The organism is Streptomyces tirandamycinicus, from assembly GCF_003097515.1.
Classification (GTDB): Bacteria; Actinomycetota; Actinomycetes; order Streptomycetales; family Streptomycetaceae; genus Streptomyces; species Streptomyces tirandamycinicus.
Window position 1 is genome coordinate 6,020,316 of sequence record NZ_CP029188.1, and the last position, 16,342, is coordinate 6,036,657.

The window sequence follows — 16,342 nt, forward strand, 5'->3', positions numbered from 1 at the left end:
TGACGGATACGACGGGGCACGACCTGCGGGGACGGGGGACGGGGGACGTCTGCCGGGGCACGAGCGGCGGGCCGTGGAGCCGCGTCGGCCCCACGGCTCCCGGCCCCGGCGCGTGCCCGGGCGCCGGGAACGCGCACCGGGCCGGGCGGGGAGCGGGGGCGCACCCCCTCCCCGCCGTGATGTCGCTTTCTCGCCAGCGCCCGCTCCCACCATGGCCGATGCTGGAGCCATGCCTTCCGACGTGCACCCGTCCATGCACACCGACACCGAGCGCTGCGTACGGGCCGTACGGTCCAGGGACGCGCGGTTCGACGGGTGGTTCTTCACCGCCGTGCTGACGACCCGCATCTACTGCCGGCCCAGCTGCCCCGCCGTTCCCCCGCGCGCCGAGAACATGACCTTCTACCCCAGTGCGGCGGCCTGCCAGCAGGCCGGGTTCCGGGCCTGCAAGCGGTGCCGCCCGGACACCAGCCCCGGATCGCCGGAGTGGAACGCCCGCGCCGACGCCGTCGCCCGCGCGATGCGCCTGATCCAGGACGGGGTCGTCGACCGGGAGGGCGTGACCGGCCTCGCGGCCCGCCTGGGGTACTCGACCCGGCAGATCGAGCGGCAGCTCCTCGCCGAGGTCGGCGCGGGACCGCTCGCACTGGCCCGGGCACAGCGCGCGCAGACCGCCCGGATCCTCGCGGAGACGACCGCGCTGCCCATGGCCGACGTGGCGTTCGCCGCGGGCTTCTCCTCCATCCGGACCTTCAACGACACCGTCCGCGAGGTGTTCGCGCTGGCCCCGAGCGAGCTGCGGAACCGCGCCGCGACCCGGCGCGGCGGAGCGCCGCTCCCGGCGGCACCGGGCGTCATCACGCTGCGCCTGCCGTTCCGCACGCCGCTGAACCCCGACAACCTCTTCGGGCATCTGGCCGCGACCGCCGTACCCGGGGTGGAGGAGTGGCGGGACGGCGCGTACCGCCGCACACTCACGCTGCCGAACGGCCCCGGCATCGTGTCCCTGACCCCGCGGCCGGACCACATCGGATGCCGGCTGTCCCTCACCGACCACCGCGACCTCACCTTCGCCATCAGCGTCTGCCGGCGGATGCTCGACCTGGACGCCGACCCCGTCGCCGTGGACGACCAGCTCCGCACCGACCCGCTGCTCGCGCCGCTCGTCGACAAGGCGCCGGGGCGGCGCGTGCCGCGCACCGCCGACGCCGCGGAGTTCGCGGTACGGGCCGTCCTCGGCCAGCAGGTCTCCACCGCGGCCGCCCGCACCCACGCCGCCCGGCTGGTCACCGCCCACGGCACGCCCGTGCAGGACCCCGAGGGCGGCCTCACCCACCTCTTCCCCGAACCCGGGGCGCTGGCCGCCGTCGACCCGGAGCGCCTCGCGTTCCCGCGCAGCCGGCGGACCGCCCTCACCACACTCTTCGGGGCGCTCGCCGACGGCACGCTCCGCCTCGGTCCCGGCAGCGACTGGGACGAGGCCCGCGCCCGGCTCTCCGAGCTGCCCGGCTTCGGCCCCTGGACCGTGGAGGTCATCGCCATGCGGGCACTCGGCGACCCCGACGCGTTCCTGCCCACAGACCTCGGCGTCCGGCACGCCGCCGCAGGCCTCGGCCTGCCGTCGACGCCCGCCGCACTCACCGCCCGCGCCGCCGCCTGGCGCCCCTGGCGCGCCTACGCCGTCCAGTACCTCTGGGCCACCGGCGACCACCCGATCAACCGACTCCCTGTCTGAGCAAGCCGAGCAGGCCCAGCAAGCCCAGCAAGCCGAGGAACTCTAATGAACCGCACCCACACCGTCACCGACAGTCCCTACGGCCCGCTCACCCTCGTCGCCACCGACTCCGTCCTCAGCGGCCTGTACATGACCCGGCAGCGGCACCGCCCCGGCGAGGAGACCTTCGGCGACCCCGATCCCCGCCCCTTCCGCGAGGTGATCCGCCAGCTCGACGCCTACTTCACCGGCGAACTGAAGCGCTTCGACCTGCCGCTTCATCTCGCGGGCACGCCCTTCCAGCGCACCGTCTGGGAGCAGCTGCTGCTGATCCCCTACGGCGAGACCCGGACCTACGGCGAGCTCGCCGGGGCGCTCGGCAACCCCGGCGCCTCACGCGCCGTCGGCCTCGCCAACGGCAGGAACCCCATCGGGATCATCGTCCCCTGCCACCGGGTGGTCGGGGCTTCCGGCAGTCTGACGGGTTACGGCGGCGGGCTGGACCGCAAGCAGCGGCTGCTGGCCTTCGAGCGGGGTGTGCCCGACGACGGGCTGTTCTGAGGGGCGGCCGCGGCGGCGGGGCCACTCCTGCATGTCCGGCCCGGCAGCTCCTGCCGTGAAGGCCCCACCTGCGCCACCTGCTCCGCCCGCGCCACCCGCGGCAGGCGGTCAGCGCAGCCGCCGCAGCAACTCCGGCAGGGCGGTGCCGATCGGCTCGCGGACGACCTCGTCGGCGAGTTCGTCGTACGGCGTCGGCTCCGCGTTCATGACGATCAGCCGCGCTCCGTGCTCGGCCGCGATCCCGGCCAGCGACGCGGCGGGCTGCACCTGGAGGCTGGAGCCCACCGCGATGAACACCTCGGAGGCCTTGGCGATGCCCATGGCCTCGCCGAGCACCACCGGGTCGAGGCTCTGGCCGAACATGACGGTCGCCGACTTCAGGATCCCCCCACAGGAGGTGCAGGCGGGATCGGCCTCACCGGCCCTCACCCGCTCCAGAGCGTCCGCCATGGGCGAGCGGGCCTGGCAGCCGGTGCACACCACCGTTCGCGCGGTGCCGTGCAGTTCGAGCACCTTGCGGTCCGGCACACCCGCCCTCTGGTGCAGTCCGTCCACGTTCTGCGTGATCACCCGGAGCGCGTGCCCGCTGCGCTCGAACTCGGCGACGGCGAGGTGCGCGGCGTTCGGCTCGGCGTGCAGGACGGGGCCGTCGAGGCGCATGCGCCATGAGCGCCGGCGGATGTCCCGATCGGACATGTAGTGCTCGTAGGTGACCAGCTTCTCGGCCTCCGGGTCGCGTCGCCACAGTCCGTTGGGCCCGCGGTAGTCGGGGATGCCGGAGTCGGTGGAGATGCCGGCTCCGCTGAGAATCGCGACCATGGTCATGTCGCGAGCGTACGCAGCGGATCGCGGGACGGGCGACCCGGTTTCGGCCCGCCCCCGCGGCTGTGCCCGCCGCCGCGGAGTCGCGGTGCGGCGCCCGGCCCGGGCCCGGTTCGGGCAGCCCGGCCTGCCGCGGCCGCCCCGATCGGTGCGGTTCAGCTCACCGGGCTGCCGTCGACCAGTTCCGCCGGAGCGGTTCCCGCCGTCAGGACGTCCAGCGCGGCCAGTACGCGCGGGCCGAGCGAACCGAGGAGATACCGGGTGAGCTCCTCCCGCGGCACCAGCTTCCAGGCGACCAGTTCCTCCTCCTGGAGCCGGATCGCCGAGAACCGCTCGTCGTCGAGCACCCCGCCGTCGTAGACGTACGCGACGATCGGCGGCCGCCCGGGGCCACGGACCCAGTCGACGGCGAGCAGCCGCCCCGGCTCGATGTCCAGGCCGATCTCCTCCAGCGTCTCCCGCCGTGCGGCCTCCCGGGGCGTCTCCCCGGCGTCGGACTCGATCGTCCCGCCCGGAAGACCCCACCCGGCACGGTAGTTGGGCTCCACGAGCAGAACCCGCCCGCCGGCGTCCCGGAAGAGGGTCGCTGCCCCGGAGAGAACACGGGGCAGGGCGGCGACGTAGGCAGCGTATGTGTCGGTGGTCACCCGGGGAAGCGTAGTGGGCGCGCGAGGGCCGCCGTCGGGCACCGGCGGAGTCCGGGCCGGTGTCCGGTATCGGGTCTCCGGCCGGCGGGAGCGCCGGGAGGTGCCGTCCGGTCAGGCCGAGGCCAGCCGAGCGGTCCGGTCCGCGAGTTCACCGATGCGGGTGCCGTCGAAACCGAACACGGCGCTGCGCACCCGGTCCTCCAGCGGATGCGTCCACTGCGGGGGAATGGCGGCGGCACCGCACAGCACCCCGGCCACCGAGCCCGCCGTCGCCCCGTTGGAGTCGGTGTCCAGCCCGCCGCGCACGGTCAGTGCGATGGTGGAGGTGAAGTCCCCCTCGCCGTAGAGCAGTCCGGCCGTGATGACACCGGCGTTCGGCACGGCGTGGATCCAGCCGAGGCGCCCGGCCTCCCGGTCGAGTTCGTCCAGGGCGGCGGACCAGGGCACGCCCGCGTCGTACAGGGCCGTCGTCCTGCGGACGGCACGGGCGAACCTGCTGCTCGCCGGAATCCCGGCGAGGGCGGCCTCGATCGCCTCCCGCGCGTCGGCGGCGGTGAAGGCCGCGGCGACCAGCGCCGCCGCCCACATCGCTGCGTACACCCCGTTGCCCGTGTGCGACAGCACGGCGTCCCGGCGGGCGAGCGAAGCGGCGCGCACCGGGTCGCCGGGACTGGTCCAGCCGAACACGTCGGCGCGGATCAGCGCGCCGATCCACTCCTGGTACGGGTTGTCGTAGGTGGCCGTCAGCGGCGGCTTCAGCCCGGCGGTCAGGTTCCGGTACGCGGCCCGCTCGGCCGTGAAGGTCTGCAGGTAGGGCATCCGCAGCAGCCACAGCTCGCCGACCTGCTCGGTGGTGAAGGCGAAGCCGTGGGTCTCCAGCAGGTGCAGGCCGAGGATCGCGTAGTCCACGTCGTCGTCGCGGCAGCTGCCGTGGATCCGGCCGCGCACGCACTCCCGCCACTCCGGGCGCAGCTCGAACTCCGCGGACGTGCCGGGAGGCGGCTCGGGGAGGTAGTCGGTGAGCGGCAGCGCGCCGGTGACCCTCAGATAGCGGTCGATCCGGTCACGCGTCCAGTAGTCGCCGCGCTCGACCGGCTTGCCGAGCATGTTGCCCGCGATCCGGCCCAGCCAGCCGCCGAGGATGCGGTCGGCCGTCGTGGGGCCCTGGGGGGTGCCTGGAGGCGTCATGACCCGGGTTCTACCCCCTCGCGGCCCGTGGACCGGGGAGGCCCGTCCGCGGGTCGCCGCGGCGGCGCCGGAGCGGGCCTTCTCCCGCCGCCGTCCGGCAGCCGGGATCGCCGGTGCGCCCGGTGGACGGTCGCGCCGTCGGGCCCGGGCGCCTGCCCTGCGGGGGAGGGGCCGACTCGGGACCGGGGCGCTCCACGGCTTCCCGGCGGGCTTCCCCGCCGTGTCGTGGACCGGAAGTGGAATAGGTCCAATACTGTCCGCTTTCCAAAGGTGTCCGCTGCGGATAGGGTCGAGGCGGCGCGACTGCCTGTTCGAAAGCAAGGGATTGATGGTGGCGGACGGAGCAGTTAAGGCCCCACGGGTGCTCGTGGCGGCGGACAAGTTCAAGGGCTCGCTCACGGCCGGGCAGGTCGCGGAGCGGGTGACCGCGGGGCTGCGGCGGGCCCTCCCGGGGCTCGAGGTGGAGACCCTGCCGGTCGCCGACGGCGGTGACGGCACCGTCGCCGCGGCCGTGGCGGCCGGGTTCGAACGCCGCCGGGCCGAGGTGACCGGCCCGCTCGGCGAGCCCGTGACGGCTGCGTACGCCCTGCGCGGCACCACCGCCGTGGTGGAGATGGCCGAGGCCTCCGGCCTGCGGCACCTGCCCGACGGCGTCTTCGCGCCGCTCACGGCGACCACCCACGGCACGGGTGAGCTGCTGCGCGCCGCCCTGGACGCGGGCGCGCGGACGATCGTGTTCGGCGTCGGCGGCAGTGCCACGACGGACGGTGGCGCGGGGATGCTGGCCGCGCTGGGCGCACGATTCCTGGATGCGGACGGCGAACCGGTCGGGCCCGGCGGCGGCGCGCTGATCGGCGTGGCGACCGCGGACCTGTCCGGGCTGGACGCCCGCTTCGAGGACGTGGAGCTGATCCTCGCCAGCGACGTCGACAACCCGTTGACCGGCCCGAAGGGCGCGCCCGCCGTCTTCGGGCCGCAGAAGGGCGCCTCCGCCGAGGACGTGGCCGCCCTGGACGCCGCACTCGCCCGGTACGCCTCGGTTCTCGGCCCCGAGCAGGCCGAGCTGCCGGGCGCGGGCGCGGCCGGCGGTATCGGCTACGGCGCGCTGGTCGCCCTCGGCGCGGTCTTCCGGCCGGGTATCGAGGTGATGCTCGACATCCTCGGCTTCGCCGACGCGCTGTCCCGGGCGACCCTGGTCGTCACCGGTGAAGGCTCCCTGGACGAGCAGACCCTGCACGGCAAGGCCCCGGCCGGTGTCGCCGCGGCGGCCCGCGCGAAGGGCGTCGACGTCGTCGCGGTCTGCGGGCGGCTGGCGCTCACCGAGGACGCGCTCACCGGCGCCGGTATCGCCCGCGCCTACGCGCTGCTGGAGCTGGAGCCCGACCCGGCTGCCTGTATGGCCCAGGCGGGCCCCCTGCTGGAGCGGGTCGCGGAGTCGGTCGCGAGGGACTTCCTCTCCTGACCGCGTCCCGGCGGCCGGTCGGGGCGGCCCGCGGGGGCCCTTGAGGCCCCCGACCGTTCCGTGGGGCCGCCCGTCACCGGGGCGTCGGGGCCCGGGGGAGGAGGGGGAGCGCACGGCGAGTGGCCGAAAGACGGCTGTCGCCGGTCCGGGTCGCTCGTACGGCCCTGTACCCGTCCCCCACCGCTCCCTAGCATGTGCGTCCTACCCGACCCGATTTCCCGATGACGTGAATGAGGACTGGATGCACGGCGAGTCGTGGAGCCCCGACGCCATCGACACCAAGGTGCCCAGCGTGGCGCGCATGTACGACTACCTCCTGGGGGGCGACGACAACTACCAGTCCGACCGCGACGCCTGCGAGCAGCTGCTGAAGCAGGTGCCGAGCAGCAAGGTGCTCGCCGTGAACAACCGGCGCTTCCTGCAGCGCGTCGTGCGCACGCTCGCCGACGACTACGGCATCCGGCAGTTCGTCGACCACGGGTCGGGCCTGCCGACCCAGAACAACGTCCACCAGATAGCCCAGGCCGTCGACCCGGAGTCGAGGGTGGTGTACGTCGACAACGACCCCATCGTGCTGGCGCACGGCAGGGCGCTGCTGGAGGAGAACGACCGCACCGCGGTCATCCAGGCCGACATGCGGGACACCGACGGCATCCTCGGCCACGAGGAGACCACCCGGCTGATCGACTTCGGCAAGCCGGTCGCCGCCCTGTTCGTGTCGGTGCTGCACTGCATCCCGGACGAGGACGATCCGGCCGGTCTCGTCCGCCGGGTCGCCGAACGCCTGGTGCCGGGAAGCTTCCTGGTGGTCTGTCAGTTGGTCAGCGATCGCCCCGAGATCCGCAAATTCGTCACGGACTTCATGGCGGAGGCCACCGGCGGGCACTGGGGCCGGGTCCGTGAGGAGCGCGAGGTGACGGAGTTCTTCCACGGCCTGCAGATCCTGGAGCCGGGTCTGGTGGAGGTCTCCACCTGGCGGCCGGACACCGAACTCGCCCCGGTGCAGCAGACCGACGAGTGGATCGAGTGGGGCGGCGTCGGCCGCCTGGTCTGACCCCCGCCCCGTACCGGCCGGGCGGCGGCCGCGGCGTTCCGGCCCGCGGCCCCCGCCCGACGGGGCGACGGCGGTGGGCGGTTCGCCGGGGGCCGCGCGCCCGGGTCCGTGGGCGGGAGGAACCCTCAGAGCGCGTTCAGCCGCTCCTCGATGAGGGCCAGCGACCGCTTCGGGGTGAGCGCGCAGGCGCCGAGGCGGTCCAGCATGTCCCGGTACTGCTCCACGACATGGGGCTTCTGGCTGAAGGTGCTGTCGGTCAGGTGCTCGATGTAGACGGCGTCCTTCAGATCGTTCAGCGCGAAGCGCAGATAGGTCACTCCCGTGCCGACGCCCACCGAGGCCGTCACGTCCAGGGGTGCGATCTGCAGCGTGATCCGGGGCTCCCGCATCGCCGCGATCAGATGCTCGAGCTGCTCGCGCATCACCTTCGGGCCGCCGACCGTGCGCAGCAGCACGGACTCGTCGATCACCGCCCACAGCCGGGGCGCGTCGGGCTGGTCGAGCTGGCGCTGCCGTGCCTGGCGCAGCTCGACCCGGCGGTCCACGTCGTGGGCGTAGAGCCGAGCGGGCCCCGACTCGACGACCGCGCGGGCGTAGGCGGAGGTCTGCAGCAGCCCGGGCACGTAGAAGGGCTCGTAGGTGCGGATGGTCGCCGCCGCGCCCTCCAGGGCGACCAGCGGGGCGAAGAAGTCCGACAGGACGTCGCTGAAGCTGCGCCACCAGTCACTGCGCCGCGACTGCTCCACGAGCCGCAGGAACTCGGCGACGCTCTCCTCCCCGTCGACCCCGTAGAGCGACAGCAGGGCGACGGCGTCGGCCGGCTTGCAGCCGTGCCTGCCCAGTTCGATGCGGCTGGTCTTGGAACGGGAGAAGCCCAGGCGCTCGTCGACGGCGGAGGGGTCGAGCCCGGCGGCCGTGCGCAGCTCGCGCAGCTTGCCACCCAGGATCACCTTGAGGGCGGTCGGGTTGCTCTCGACCGCTCCCAGCGGCCCGGCGAACAACGACGGGCTCGGTTCTGCTGCAGCCATCGTGCGCTCCTGCGGACTCTTGAGAAGACGTCGAGACTATCCCGTACATCCGGGTGTGAGCCACGGCCAACTGCACGGTGAGCGCCTCGTTTTCAGCCAATCACGTCATCGAACTCGCCGCCACGTGCCCCGGCGACGAAGGCCTCCACCTCGTCCCGCGTATAGACGAGGGCGGGCCCGTGCGGGTCACGGGAGTTGCGTACGGCCACCCGTCCACCGGGGAGTGCTGCCAGTTCCACGCAGTTGCCGGTGGCATTGCTGTGGCTGCTCTTGATCCATGTCACCGAGCCGAGCTGCCCCGCCGGCATGCCATTGGTGAACTCCATCCCCAACAACCCCTCTTCGTTCGCACGCGCGTTCGGCCCGTATCGGTCAGTGCAATCCCAGATGCAATTGCATTTCCGGGGGCGGCTCGACAATACTCGGTCGGCACCGGTTGCCGCAGCGTTGAACACCCAGGCCTGCAGGGGGACATGACCAGTGACGATTCACGTGTCAACCATCTCCACCACGACGGCCGGGCACGGGAGTCGGCGCGCGATCCAGCGATTCGGCGCGAAACCGCTGCCCGACAGCCCTCGTGCCACACCCCAGGATCCCGTCCTGGAGGGACTTCCGCCGCTCGGCGGTTTCGCCGCCTGCGGGCTGGACGGCAGCCTCCGGAATCCGTGCCAGGCCCGGCGGTTCGCCGCCCACACCCTGCACTCCTGGGAACTGCCGCTCCTGGTGGCGGACATGACGCTGGTCGTCAGCGAGCTGGTGACCGGTGCCGTCCGGCACGCGCTCGCCGCCGAACCCCAGGAGCCCCCCGTCGACTACCCCCTGTGGCTGGGGCTCGTCCGCCACCCGAGCCATGTCGTCTGCTCGGTCGCGGACCCGAGCCCGGAACCGCCCGGCCGGAGCGACGCCGACTCCGCCGACCTCGGCGGCTTCGGCCTCGAACTGGTCGGCGCGCTGAGCGAGAGCTGGTCCTGGTCGCTCACCGAGCCCAGGGGCAAGACCGTGTGGGCGAGCCTGGCCCTGCCCGGCCGGGACTGAGCCCGCGGCGCACCGCCGGGCCCCCTCATCGGCCGGTCCGCCGGGTCCCTGCGCTGCGTGCGTGGGTCGGCATGCGCCCGCCCAGGAGGGGCCCGTCACGGCCCCCGCTCACGCTTCCCTCCATCCCGTCACCGAGGGGGAGCCGGGGCCGGCCCGGAGCTCCCGTACCCGTCCGGACCGTCCGTCGTTCCCCGGCCCCGGCCGCGGTGGCCCGTCCCCGGCCCCGGCCCGGCCCCGGCCCCGTCCACGGTGACCCCGGCCCCGGCCCCGGCTACGGCTACGGCGATGCCGTCCCCGTCCACGGCGGCCGTCGCCCGCCCCCGTGGCGGTCACCGCCGCTCCGCACGGCGAGGGGCCCGGGGCGCATGCGTCGCATGCGCCCCGGGCCCCTGTGTCATGCCCTGGGAAGGATGGCTACGGAAGCTGTGCCGAAGCCCGTGCCTCGCGCCGGTTGTCCCGGAAGGTGTTCACCCGCCGGGCGGTCGCGAACAGCGGAATCGTCGCAGCCAGCACGATCTGCAGCGCGCAGCCGGTCTGCAGCAGCAGCTGGCCGCCCGGCGCGTCGAAGGCCCACGCGGCCAGCAGCCCCATCGCCCCCACGATCCAGCTGAGCATCGCGACCGCCAGCTTGCCGCGCGGCTTCGGGTACTCGACCCGGCTCACCATCAGCCAGGCCGCGCCGATGATCGCGAGCAGCGTCGGGATGAAGGGAAGCTCCAGCAGCACGATCGACACGACCGTCAGCGCGCCGAAGGGGCTCGGCATGCCCTGGAACATGCCGTCCTTCATCGTCACGCACGAGAACCTGGCCAGGCGCAGCACGACCGCCAGCAGGACCACGATCGCGGCCACCGCCGAGACCTTCTGGTGGGCGTCGTCGGCGACCATGCCGTAGACCAGCACGAAGTACGCCGGGGCCAGCCCGAAGCTGATCAGGTCCGAGAGGTTGTCCAGCTCCGCGCCCATCGGGCTGCTGCGCAGCTTGCGCGCCACCAGCCCGTCGAACAGGTCGAAGACCGCGGCGCACAGCATGAGGATCACCGCGGTCGCGGCGGAGTGCCGCGCCATGCCGCTCTCGCCGCTGCCGACGAGGTGCGGGATCAGGATTCCGGTGGTGGTGAAGTACACCGCCATGAATCCGCAGGTGGCGTTACCGAGAGTGAGGGTGTCCGCTATCGACAGTCGCAGCGAGAGGGGCATCTCCTCCGCCTCGTCGGCCGCGCCGGACCGGGGCTCGGCCCCGTCGGCCCAGCCCGCCTGTGCGTCGGGATCAATCACGGTCAATGCGAGTCACCCCCGCGGTCGTGACCTGGCCGACTTCGACGCCGGGCTCGACACCCTCCGGGAGGTAGATGTCGACGCGCGAGCCGAAGCGGATGAGGCCGATGCGCTCGCCCTGCTCGACCTTGGTGCCCTGCGGGATGTACGGAACGATGCGGCGCGCGACGGCGCCGGCGATCTGGATCATCTCGATGTCACCGAGCTCGGTGTCGAAGTGCCAGACGACGCGCTCGTTGTTCTCGCTCTCCTTGTTGAACGCCGGAACGAAGCCGCCGGGCACATGCTCGACGGAGGTCACCGTGCCGGCGAGCGGAGCACGGTTGACGTGGACGTTCAGCGGGCTCATGAAGATGGCGACACGGGTGCGCCCGTCCTTCCACGGCATGATGCTCTGCACCACACCGTCGGCCGGGGAGATGACCCGGCCCTGGGCGATCTCGCGCTCGGGGTCGCGGAAGAACCACAGCATGCCCGCCGCGAGTGCGGTGGTGGGCACGGCGATGGCCGCGGCGCGCCTCGACCGGCGCGCACGCGCCAGGCTGAGCGCCGCGGTCGCGACGGTCGGCAGGAGCCACGGCGATGCTCCGCGCGCGAGGCGGACGCGGCCGCGAGGTGCAGAGGTTTGGCTGTGGGGCATGGATGACCTTCGTAGCGGATGATGCCGCGCTGGCAACAAGGAGGACGGCGGCTTTCTGGCGATGCTATCGGTTGCGGGGCGCAACTGGGAAAGCCAGAAGCCGAGTCGGTCGGCCGGAAGCCTTCGGCAAAGGCTGCCGGAATGTGATCTTCTTCGCGGCCGAACCGACTCAAAAGCCTCGATTCAGCCCTGGAGCCGGTATTCCTCGAGGAGCCGGCGCCCGATGATCATTTTCTGGATCTCGGCGGTACCTTCGCCGATCAGCAGCATCGGGGCCTCCCGGTAGAGGCGCTCGATCTCGTACTCCTTGGAGAAGCCGTAACCGCCGTGGATCCGGAAGGCGTCCTCGACGACTTCCTTGCAGTACTCGGAGGCGAGGTACTTCGCCATCCCCGCCTCCAGGTCGTTTCGCTCCCCGGAGTCCTTTTTGCGGGCCGCGCTCACCATCATCGCATGGGCCGCCTCGACCTTGGTGGCCATCTCGGCGAGTTTGAACTGGATGGCCTGGTGCTGGGCGATCGGCTTTCCGAACGTGTGACGCTGCTGGGCGTATCCGATGCCCAGCTCGAAGGCGCGCTGAGCGACGCCGCAGCCACGCGCCGCCACATTGACGCGGCCGACCTCGACTCCGTCCATCATTTGGTAAAACCCTCGGCCGGTCGTGCCGCCGAGGACGCGATCGGCCGGAACGCGCAGTCCGTCCATGATGAGCTCGGTCGTGTCGACGCCCTTGTAGCCCATCTTGTCGATCTTCCCGGGGATGGTCAGGCCGGGCCGCACCTCCCCGAAGCCGGGCTCCTTCTCGACGAGGAAGGTCGTCATCGACCGGTGCGGGGCCGCCGCCGTCTCCGAGGGGTCGTGTCCTTCGTCACTCCGGACCAGCACGGCCACCAGCGTCGACGTGCCGCCGTTGGTCAGCCACATCTTCTGGCCGGTGAGGACGTACTCGTCGCCGTCCTTCACCGCCTTGGACGTGATGGCCGACACATCCGAGCCGAGCCCCGGCTCGGACATCGAGAACGCGCCGCGCACCTCGCCGGCCGCCATCCGGGGGAGGAAGTACTCCTTCTGCTCCGGCGTGCCGTGCTGCTTCAGCATGTACGCCACGATGAAGTGCGTGTTGATGATGCCCGACACGGACATCCATCCCCGGGCGATCTCCTCCACGCACAGCGCGTACGTCAGCAGGGACTCGCCCAGCCCCCCGTACTCCTCGGGGATCATCAGGCCGAAGAGGCCGAGCTCCTTCAGGCCGTCGACGATCTGCTGCGGGTACTCGTCGCGGTGCTCCAGCTCGGTGGCGACCGGGATGATCTCCTTGTCGACGAACGCGCGGACCGTCGACAGGATCTCCTGCTGGACGTCGGTCAGACCGGGGGTCTGGGCGAGTCGTGCCATGGCTACTTCTCCGCCTTCTTCGTGGGCTCGATCAGCTCCGGGCGGCCGGGCTGCTCTCCGCCGCGCTCCTTGATGTACGTCTCGGTGGGGACCATCACCTTGCGGCGGAACACGCACACCAGCGTGCCGTCCTGCTTGTAGCCCTTGGTCTCGACGTAGACGATCCCGCGGTCGTTCTTCGACCTCGACGGGGTCTTGTCGAGGACGGTCGTCTCGCCGTAGATCGTGTCGCCGTGGAAGGTCGGCGCCACGTGCCGCAGCGACTCGATCTCCAGGTTGGCGATGGCCTTGCCCGACACGTCCGGCACGGACATGCCGAGCAGCAGCGAGTACACGTAGTTGCCCACGACGACGTTCTTCCCGAAGTCCGTCGTCCGCTCCGCATAGTTCGCGTCCATGTGGAGGGGGTGGTGGTTCATCGTCAGGAGGCAGAAGAGGTGGTCGTCGTACTCGGTGACCGTCTTCCCGGGCCAGTGCTTGTAGACCGCCCCGACCTCGAACTCCTCGTAGGTGCGTCCGAACTGCATCGCTCAGGCCTCCGGGGCTTCGAACTTCGAGGTACGGGTCATCCCGGCGGCCCGGCCCTTGCCGGAGATCACCAGGGCCATCTTGCGGCTGGCCTCGTCGATCATCTCGTCGCCGAGCATCGCGGAGCCCTTCTTCCCGCCGGCCTCGGACGTGTAGTAGTCGTACGCGTCCAGGATCAGCTCCGCGTGGTCGTAGTCCTCCTGGGAGGGGGAGAAGATCTCGTTGGACGCCTCGACCTGGCCCGGGTGGAGCACCCACTTGCCGTCGAAGCCCAGCGCCGCGGCACGCCGCGCGACCTCGCGGTAGCCGTCGATGTTGCGGATCTGGAGGTAGGGGCCGTCGATCGCCTGCAGGTCGTTGGCGCGGGCGGCCATGAGGATCTTCATCAGGATGTAGTGGTAGGCGTCCGCCGGGTAGCCGGGCGGCTGCTCCCCGACGACCAGCGACTTCATGTTGATGGAGGCCATGAAGTCGGCGGGGCCGAAGATGATCGTCTCGACGCGCGGCGACGCCTGGGCGATCGCGTTGACGTTGTTGAGGCCCTGGGCGTTCTCGATCTGCGCCTCGATGCCGATCTTGCCGACCTCGAAGCCCATCGTCTTCTCGATCTGCGTCAGCAGCAGGTCGAGCGCGACGATCTGCTGGGCGTCCTGGACCTTCGGCAGCATGATGCAGTCGAGGTTCTGGCCCGCGCCCTCGACGACCGTGACCACGTCCCGGTACGTCCAGTGGGTCGTCCAGTCGTTGACCCGCACGACGCGCGTCTTGCCCGTCCAGTCGCCCTCGTTCAGGAACTTCACGACGGTGTGCCGGGCCTCCGGCTTGGCGAGCGGGGCGCAGGCGTCCTCGAGGTCCAGGAAGACCTGGTCGGCAGGCAGCCCCTGGGCCTTCTCCAGGAAACGCGGGTTCGAACCGGGCACCGCGAGGCAGGAACGGCGCGGGCGCAGCCGGTTGACGGGGCTTGTCATGCGGGGACCTCCAGGGGGTCGAGCTTGTTCGCTTGGCGGATCTCGTCGACGATACGGCCGATGATCTCCGTGATGCCGAAGTCCTTCGGGGTGAAGACGGCGGCCACACCCGCACGCCTCAGGTCCTCGGCGTCGCCGTTCGGGATGATCCCGCCGACGATCACCGGGATGTCGGCGGCGCCCGCCTCTCGCAGACGCTCCAGCACGTCGGGCACCAGCTCGGCGTGGGACCCGGACAGGATCGACAGGCCGACGCAGTGCACGTCCTCCGCGAGGGCGGCGCTGACGATCTGCTCCGGCGTGAGCCGGATGCCCTGGTAGACCACCTCGAAGCCGGCGTCGCGCGCCCGCACGGCGATCTGCTCGGCGCCGTTGGAGTGCCCGTCCAGTCCCGGCTTGCCGACCAGCAGCCGCAGCCGGCCCGAGCCGAGTTCGTCGGCGGTGCGGGACACCTTCTCGCGGACGAGGGCGAGCGGGGTGCCCTGCTCGGCGGCCACGGCCACCGGTGCCGACGACACGCCGGTGGGGGCGCGGAACTCGCCGAAGACGTCCCGGAGCGCCCACGCCCACTCGCCGGTGGTGACGCCGGCGCGGGCGCACTCGACCGTGGCGGCCATCAGGTTCGCGTCGCCCGCCGCCGCGGCCTTGAGCGCCGCCAGGGCGTCCTGGGCCCGGCTCTCGTCCCGGTTGTCGCGCCACTCGTGGAGCGCGGCCACGACCCGGGCCTCGTTCGCCGGGTCCACCGTCATGATCGCGGTGTCGAGGTCCGCGGTGAGCGGGTTGGGCTCGGTGGTCTCGAAGATGTTGACCCCGACGATCTTCTCGTCGCCGGCCTCGATCCGGGCCCGCCGCTCCGCGTGCGAGGCCACCAAATGCGACTTCAGATAGCCGGACTCGACGGCGGCCATGGCGCCGCCCATCTCCTGGATGCGCTCGATCTCCGCGAGCGAGTCCCCGACGAGGGCGTCCACCTTGGCCTCGATCACGTGCGAGCCGGCGAAGATGTCCTCGTACTCCAGCAGGTCGCTCTCGTGGGCGAGGACCTGCTGGATGCGCAGCGACCACTGCTGGTCCCAGGGGCGGGGCAGGCCGAGCGCCTCGTTCCACGCGGGGAGCTGGACGGCGCGGGCACGGGCGTCCTTGGAGAGCGTCACGGCCAGCATCTCGAGGACGATGCGCTGGACGTTGTTCTCCGGCTGGGCCTCGGTCAGCCCGAGCGAGTTGACCTGGACCCCGTAGCGGAAGCGCCGCTGCTTGGGGTTCTCGATGCCGTAGCGCTCGCTGGTGATCTTCTCCCAGATGCGGCCGAAGGCGCGCATCTTGCACATCTCCTCGACGAAGCGGACGCCCGCGTTCACGAAGAAGGAGATCCGGGCGACGACATCGCCGAACTTCTCCGGCGGCACCTGGCCGGAGTCGCGCACCGCGTCCAGGACGGCCACCGCCGTGGACATCGCGTAGGCGATCTCCTGGACGGGGGTGGCCCCGGCCTCCTGCAGGTGGTAGCTGCAGATGTTGATCGGGTTCCACTTGGGGATGTTCGCCACCGTGTAGGTGATCATGTCGGTGGTCAGCCGCAGCGACGGACCGGGCGGGAAGACGTGCGTCCCGCGCGACAGGTACTCCTTGACGATGTCGTTCTGCGTCGTCCCCTGGAGCCTGGTGACGTCGGCGCCCTGCTCCTCCGCGACCACCTGGTAGAGCGCCAGCAGCCACATGGCGGTGGCGTTGATGGTCATGGAGGTGTTCATCTGCTCCAGGGGGATGCCCTGGAACAGCCGCCGCATGTCACCGAGGTGCGAGACCGGCACCCCGACCCGGCCGACCTCGCCGCGGGCGAGGACGTGGTCGGGGTCGTAGCCGGTCTGCGTCGGCAGGTCGAACGCGACCGACAGACCGGTCTGGCCCTTGGCCAGGTTCCGCCGGTACAGCTCGTTGGACGCCTCGGCCGTGGAGTGACCGGCGTATGTGCGCATGAGCCACGGCCGGTCCTTCTGACGCTCTGTCATCTGACGG

Annotated in this window: 16 protein-coding genes; 5 read left to right on the forward strand and 11 right to left on the reverse strand. The window is 71.9% G+C overall.

Annotated features, from left to right (window positions below; genetic code table 11):
- The first annotated feature begins 253 nt into the window (after positions 1-253).
- Both DDW44_RS26270 and DDW44_RS26275 read left to right on the forward strand, forming a co-directional pair.
- Positions 254-1,735: an AlkA N-terminal domain-containing protein gene (locus DDW44_RS26270; protein ID WP_206307290.1), complete on the forward strand. Its 1,482-nt coding sequence runs from the start codon at positions 254-256 to the stop codon at positions 1,733-1,735.
- A 45-nt stretch (positions 1,736-1,780) separates the two neighbouring features.
- Positions 1,781-2,275: a methylated-DNA--[protein]-cysteine S-methyltransferase gene (locus DDW44_RS26275; protein ID WP_108907985.1), complete on the forward strand. Its 495-nt coding sequence runs from the start codon at positions 1,781-1,783 to the stop codon at positions 2,273-2,275.
- A 108-nt stretch (positions 2,276-2,383) separates the two neighbouring features.
- Here DDW44_RS26275 and DDW44_RS26280 read toward each other — a convergent pair whose 3' ends face one another.
- The 3 genes from DDW44_RS26280 to DDW44_RS26290 form a co-directional block, all read right to left on the reverse strand.
- Positions 2,384-3,100: an SIR2 family NAD-dependent protein deacylase gene (locus DDW44_RS26280; RefSeq protein WP_027732337.1), complete on the reverse strand. Its 717-nt coding sequence runs from the start codon at positions 3,098-3,100 to the stop codon at positions 2,384-2,386.
- Positions 3,101-3,252: 152 nt separating this feature from the next.
- On the reverse strand, positions 3,253-3,744 hold the full coding sequence (locus tag DDW44_RS26285) for an NUDIX domain-containing protein (protein ID WP_027732338.1): 492 nt from the start codon (positions 3,742-3,744) through the stop codon (positions 3,253-3,255).
- A 111-nt stretch (positions 3,745-3,855) separates the two neighbouring features.
- A complete protein-coding gene (locus DDW44_RS26290; protein WP_108907986.1) occupies positions 3,856-4,932 on the reverse strand; it encodes an ADP-ribosylglycohydrolase family protein in 1,077 nt (358 codons plus the stop codon).
- A gap of 328 nt (positions 4,933-5,260) precedes the next feature.
- Here DDW44_RS26290 and DDW44_RS26295 point away from each other — a divergent pair, with 328 nt between their 5' ends.
- Entirely contained in the window at positions 5,261-6,394 is a 1,134-nt protein-coding gene (locus DDW44_RS26295; protein WP_208648010.1) for a glycerate kinase, read from the forward strand.
- Between the two features lie 241 nt (positions 6,395-6,635).
- Positions 6,636-7,448 (forward strand): SAM-dependent methyltransferase, encoded by an 813-nt coding sequence (locus tag DDW44_RS26300; RefSeq protein ID WP_108907988.1) that lies wholly within the window; start codon positions 6,636-6,638, stop codon positions 7,446-7,448.
- Between the two features lie 125 nt (positions 7,449-7,573).
- Here the strand turns inward: DDW44_RS26300 and DDW44_RS26305 are convergent, their stop codons facing one another.
- On the reverse strand, positions 7,574-8,476 hold the full coding sequence (locus DDW44_RS26305) for a helix-turn-helix domain-containing protein (RefSeq protein WP_206307287.1): 903 nt from the start codon (positions 8,474-8,476) through the stop codon (positions 7,574-7,576).
- Between the two features lie 92 nt (positions 8,477-8,568).
- Positions 8,569-8,802, reverse strand: a complete 234-nt coding sequence (locus DDW44_RS26310; RefSeq protein WP_018888842.1) for a DUF397 domain-containing protein — start codon at positions 8,800-8,802, stop codon at positions 8,569-8,571.
- Between the two features lie 166 nt (positions 8,803-8,968).
- Here DDW44_RS26310 and DDW44_RS26315 point away from each other — a divergent pair, with 166 nt between their 5' ends.
- Positions 8,969-9,514 (forward strand): ATP-binding protein, encoded by a 546-nt coding sequence (locus DDW44_RS26315; RefSeq protein WP_108907990.1) that lies wholly within the window; start codon positions 8,969-8,971, stop codon positions 9,512-9,514.
- 414 nt (positions 9,515-9,928) lie between these two features.
- Here DDW44_RS26315 and pssA read toward each other — a convergent pair whose 3' ends face one another.
- The 6 genes from pssA to DDW44_RS26345 all read right to left on the reverse strand — a co-directional run bounded on the left by pssA (position 9,929) and on the right by DDW44_RS26345 (position 16,335).
- Positions 9,929-10,798, reverse strand: coding sequence for a CDP-diacylglycerol--serine O-phosphatidyltransferase (gene pssA / locus DDW44_RS26320; protein ID WP_170813617.1), 870 nt, complete (start codon positions 10,796-10,798; stop codon positions 9,929-9,931).
- On the reverse strand, positions 10,785-11,432 hold the full coding sequence (locus tag DDW44_RS26325; RefSeq protein WP_026164739.1) for a phosphatidylserine decarboxylase: 648 nt from the start codon (positions 11,430-11,432) through the stop codon (positions 10,785-10,787). The genes pssA and DDW44_RS26325 overlap by 14 nt, the downstream gene beginning before the upstream one ends.
- Before the next feature lie 183 nt (positions 11,433-11,615).
- Positions 11,616-12,830: an acyl-CoA dehydrogenase family protein gene (locus DDW44_RS26330; protein ID WP_018888843.1), complete on the reverse strand. Its 1,215-nt coding sequence runs from the start codon at positions 12,828-12,830 to the stop codon at positions 11,616-11,618.
- Between the two features lie 2 nt (positions 12,831-12,832).
- Positions 12,833-13,357 carry a MaoC family dehydratase gene (locus DDW44_RS26335; RefSeq protein WP_017944391.1) on the reverse strand — a complete coding sequence of 175 codons (525 nt, stop codon included), beginning with the start codon at positions 13,355-13,357 and terminating at the stop codon, positions 12,833-12,835.
- Between the two features lie 3 nt (positions 13,358-13,360).
- Positions 13,361-14,326 (reverse strand): HpcH/HpaI aldolase/citrate lyase family protein, encoded by a 966-nt coding sequence (locus tag DDW44_RS26340; RefSeq protein WP_017944390.1) that lies wholly within the window; start codon positions 14,324-14,326, stop codon positions 13,361-13,363.
- The gene (locus tag DDW44_RS26345) at positions 14,323-16,335 is read right to left on the reverse strand and encodes a protein meaA (RefSeq protein ID WP_108907991.1); all 2,013 of its coding nucleotides are present in this window, start codon (positions 16,333-16,335) and stop codon (positions 14,323-14,325) included. Before DDW44_RS26345 ends, DDW44_RS26340 begins: the two co-directional genes overlap by 4 nt.
- Positions 16,336-16,342 lie beyond the last annotated feature (7 nt).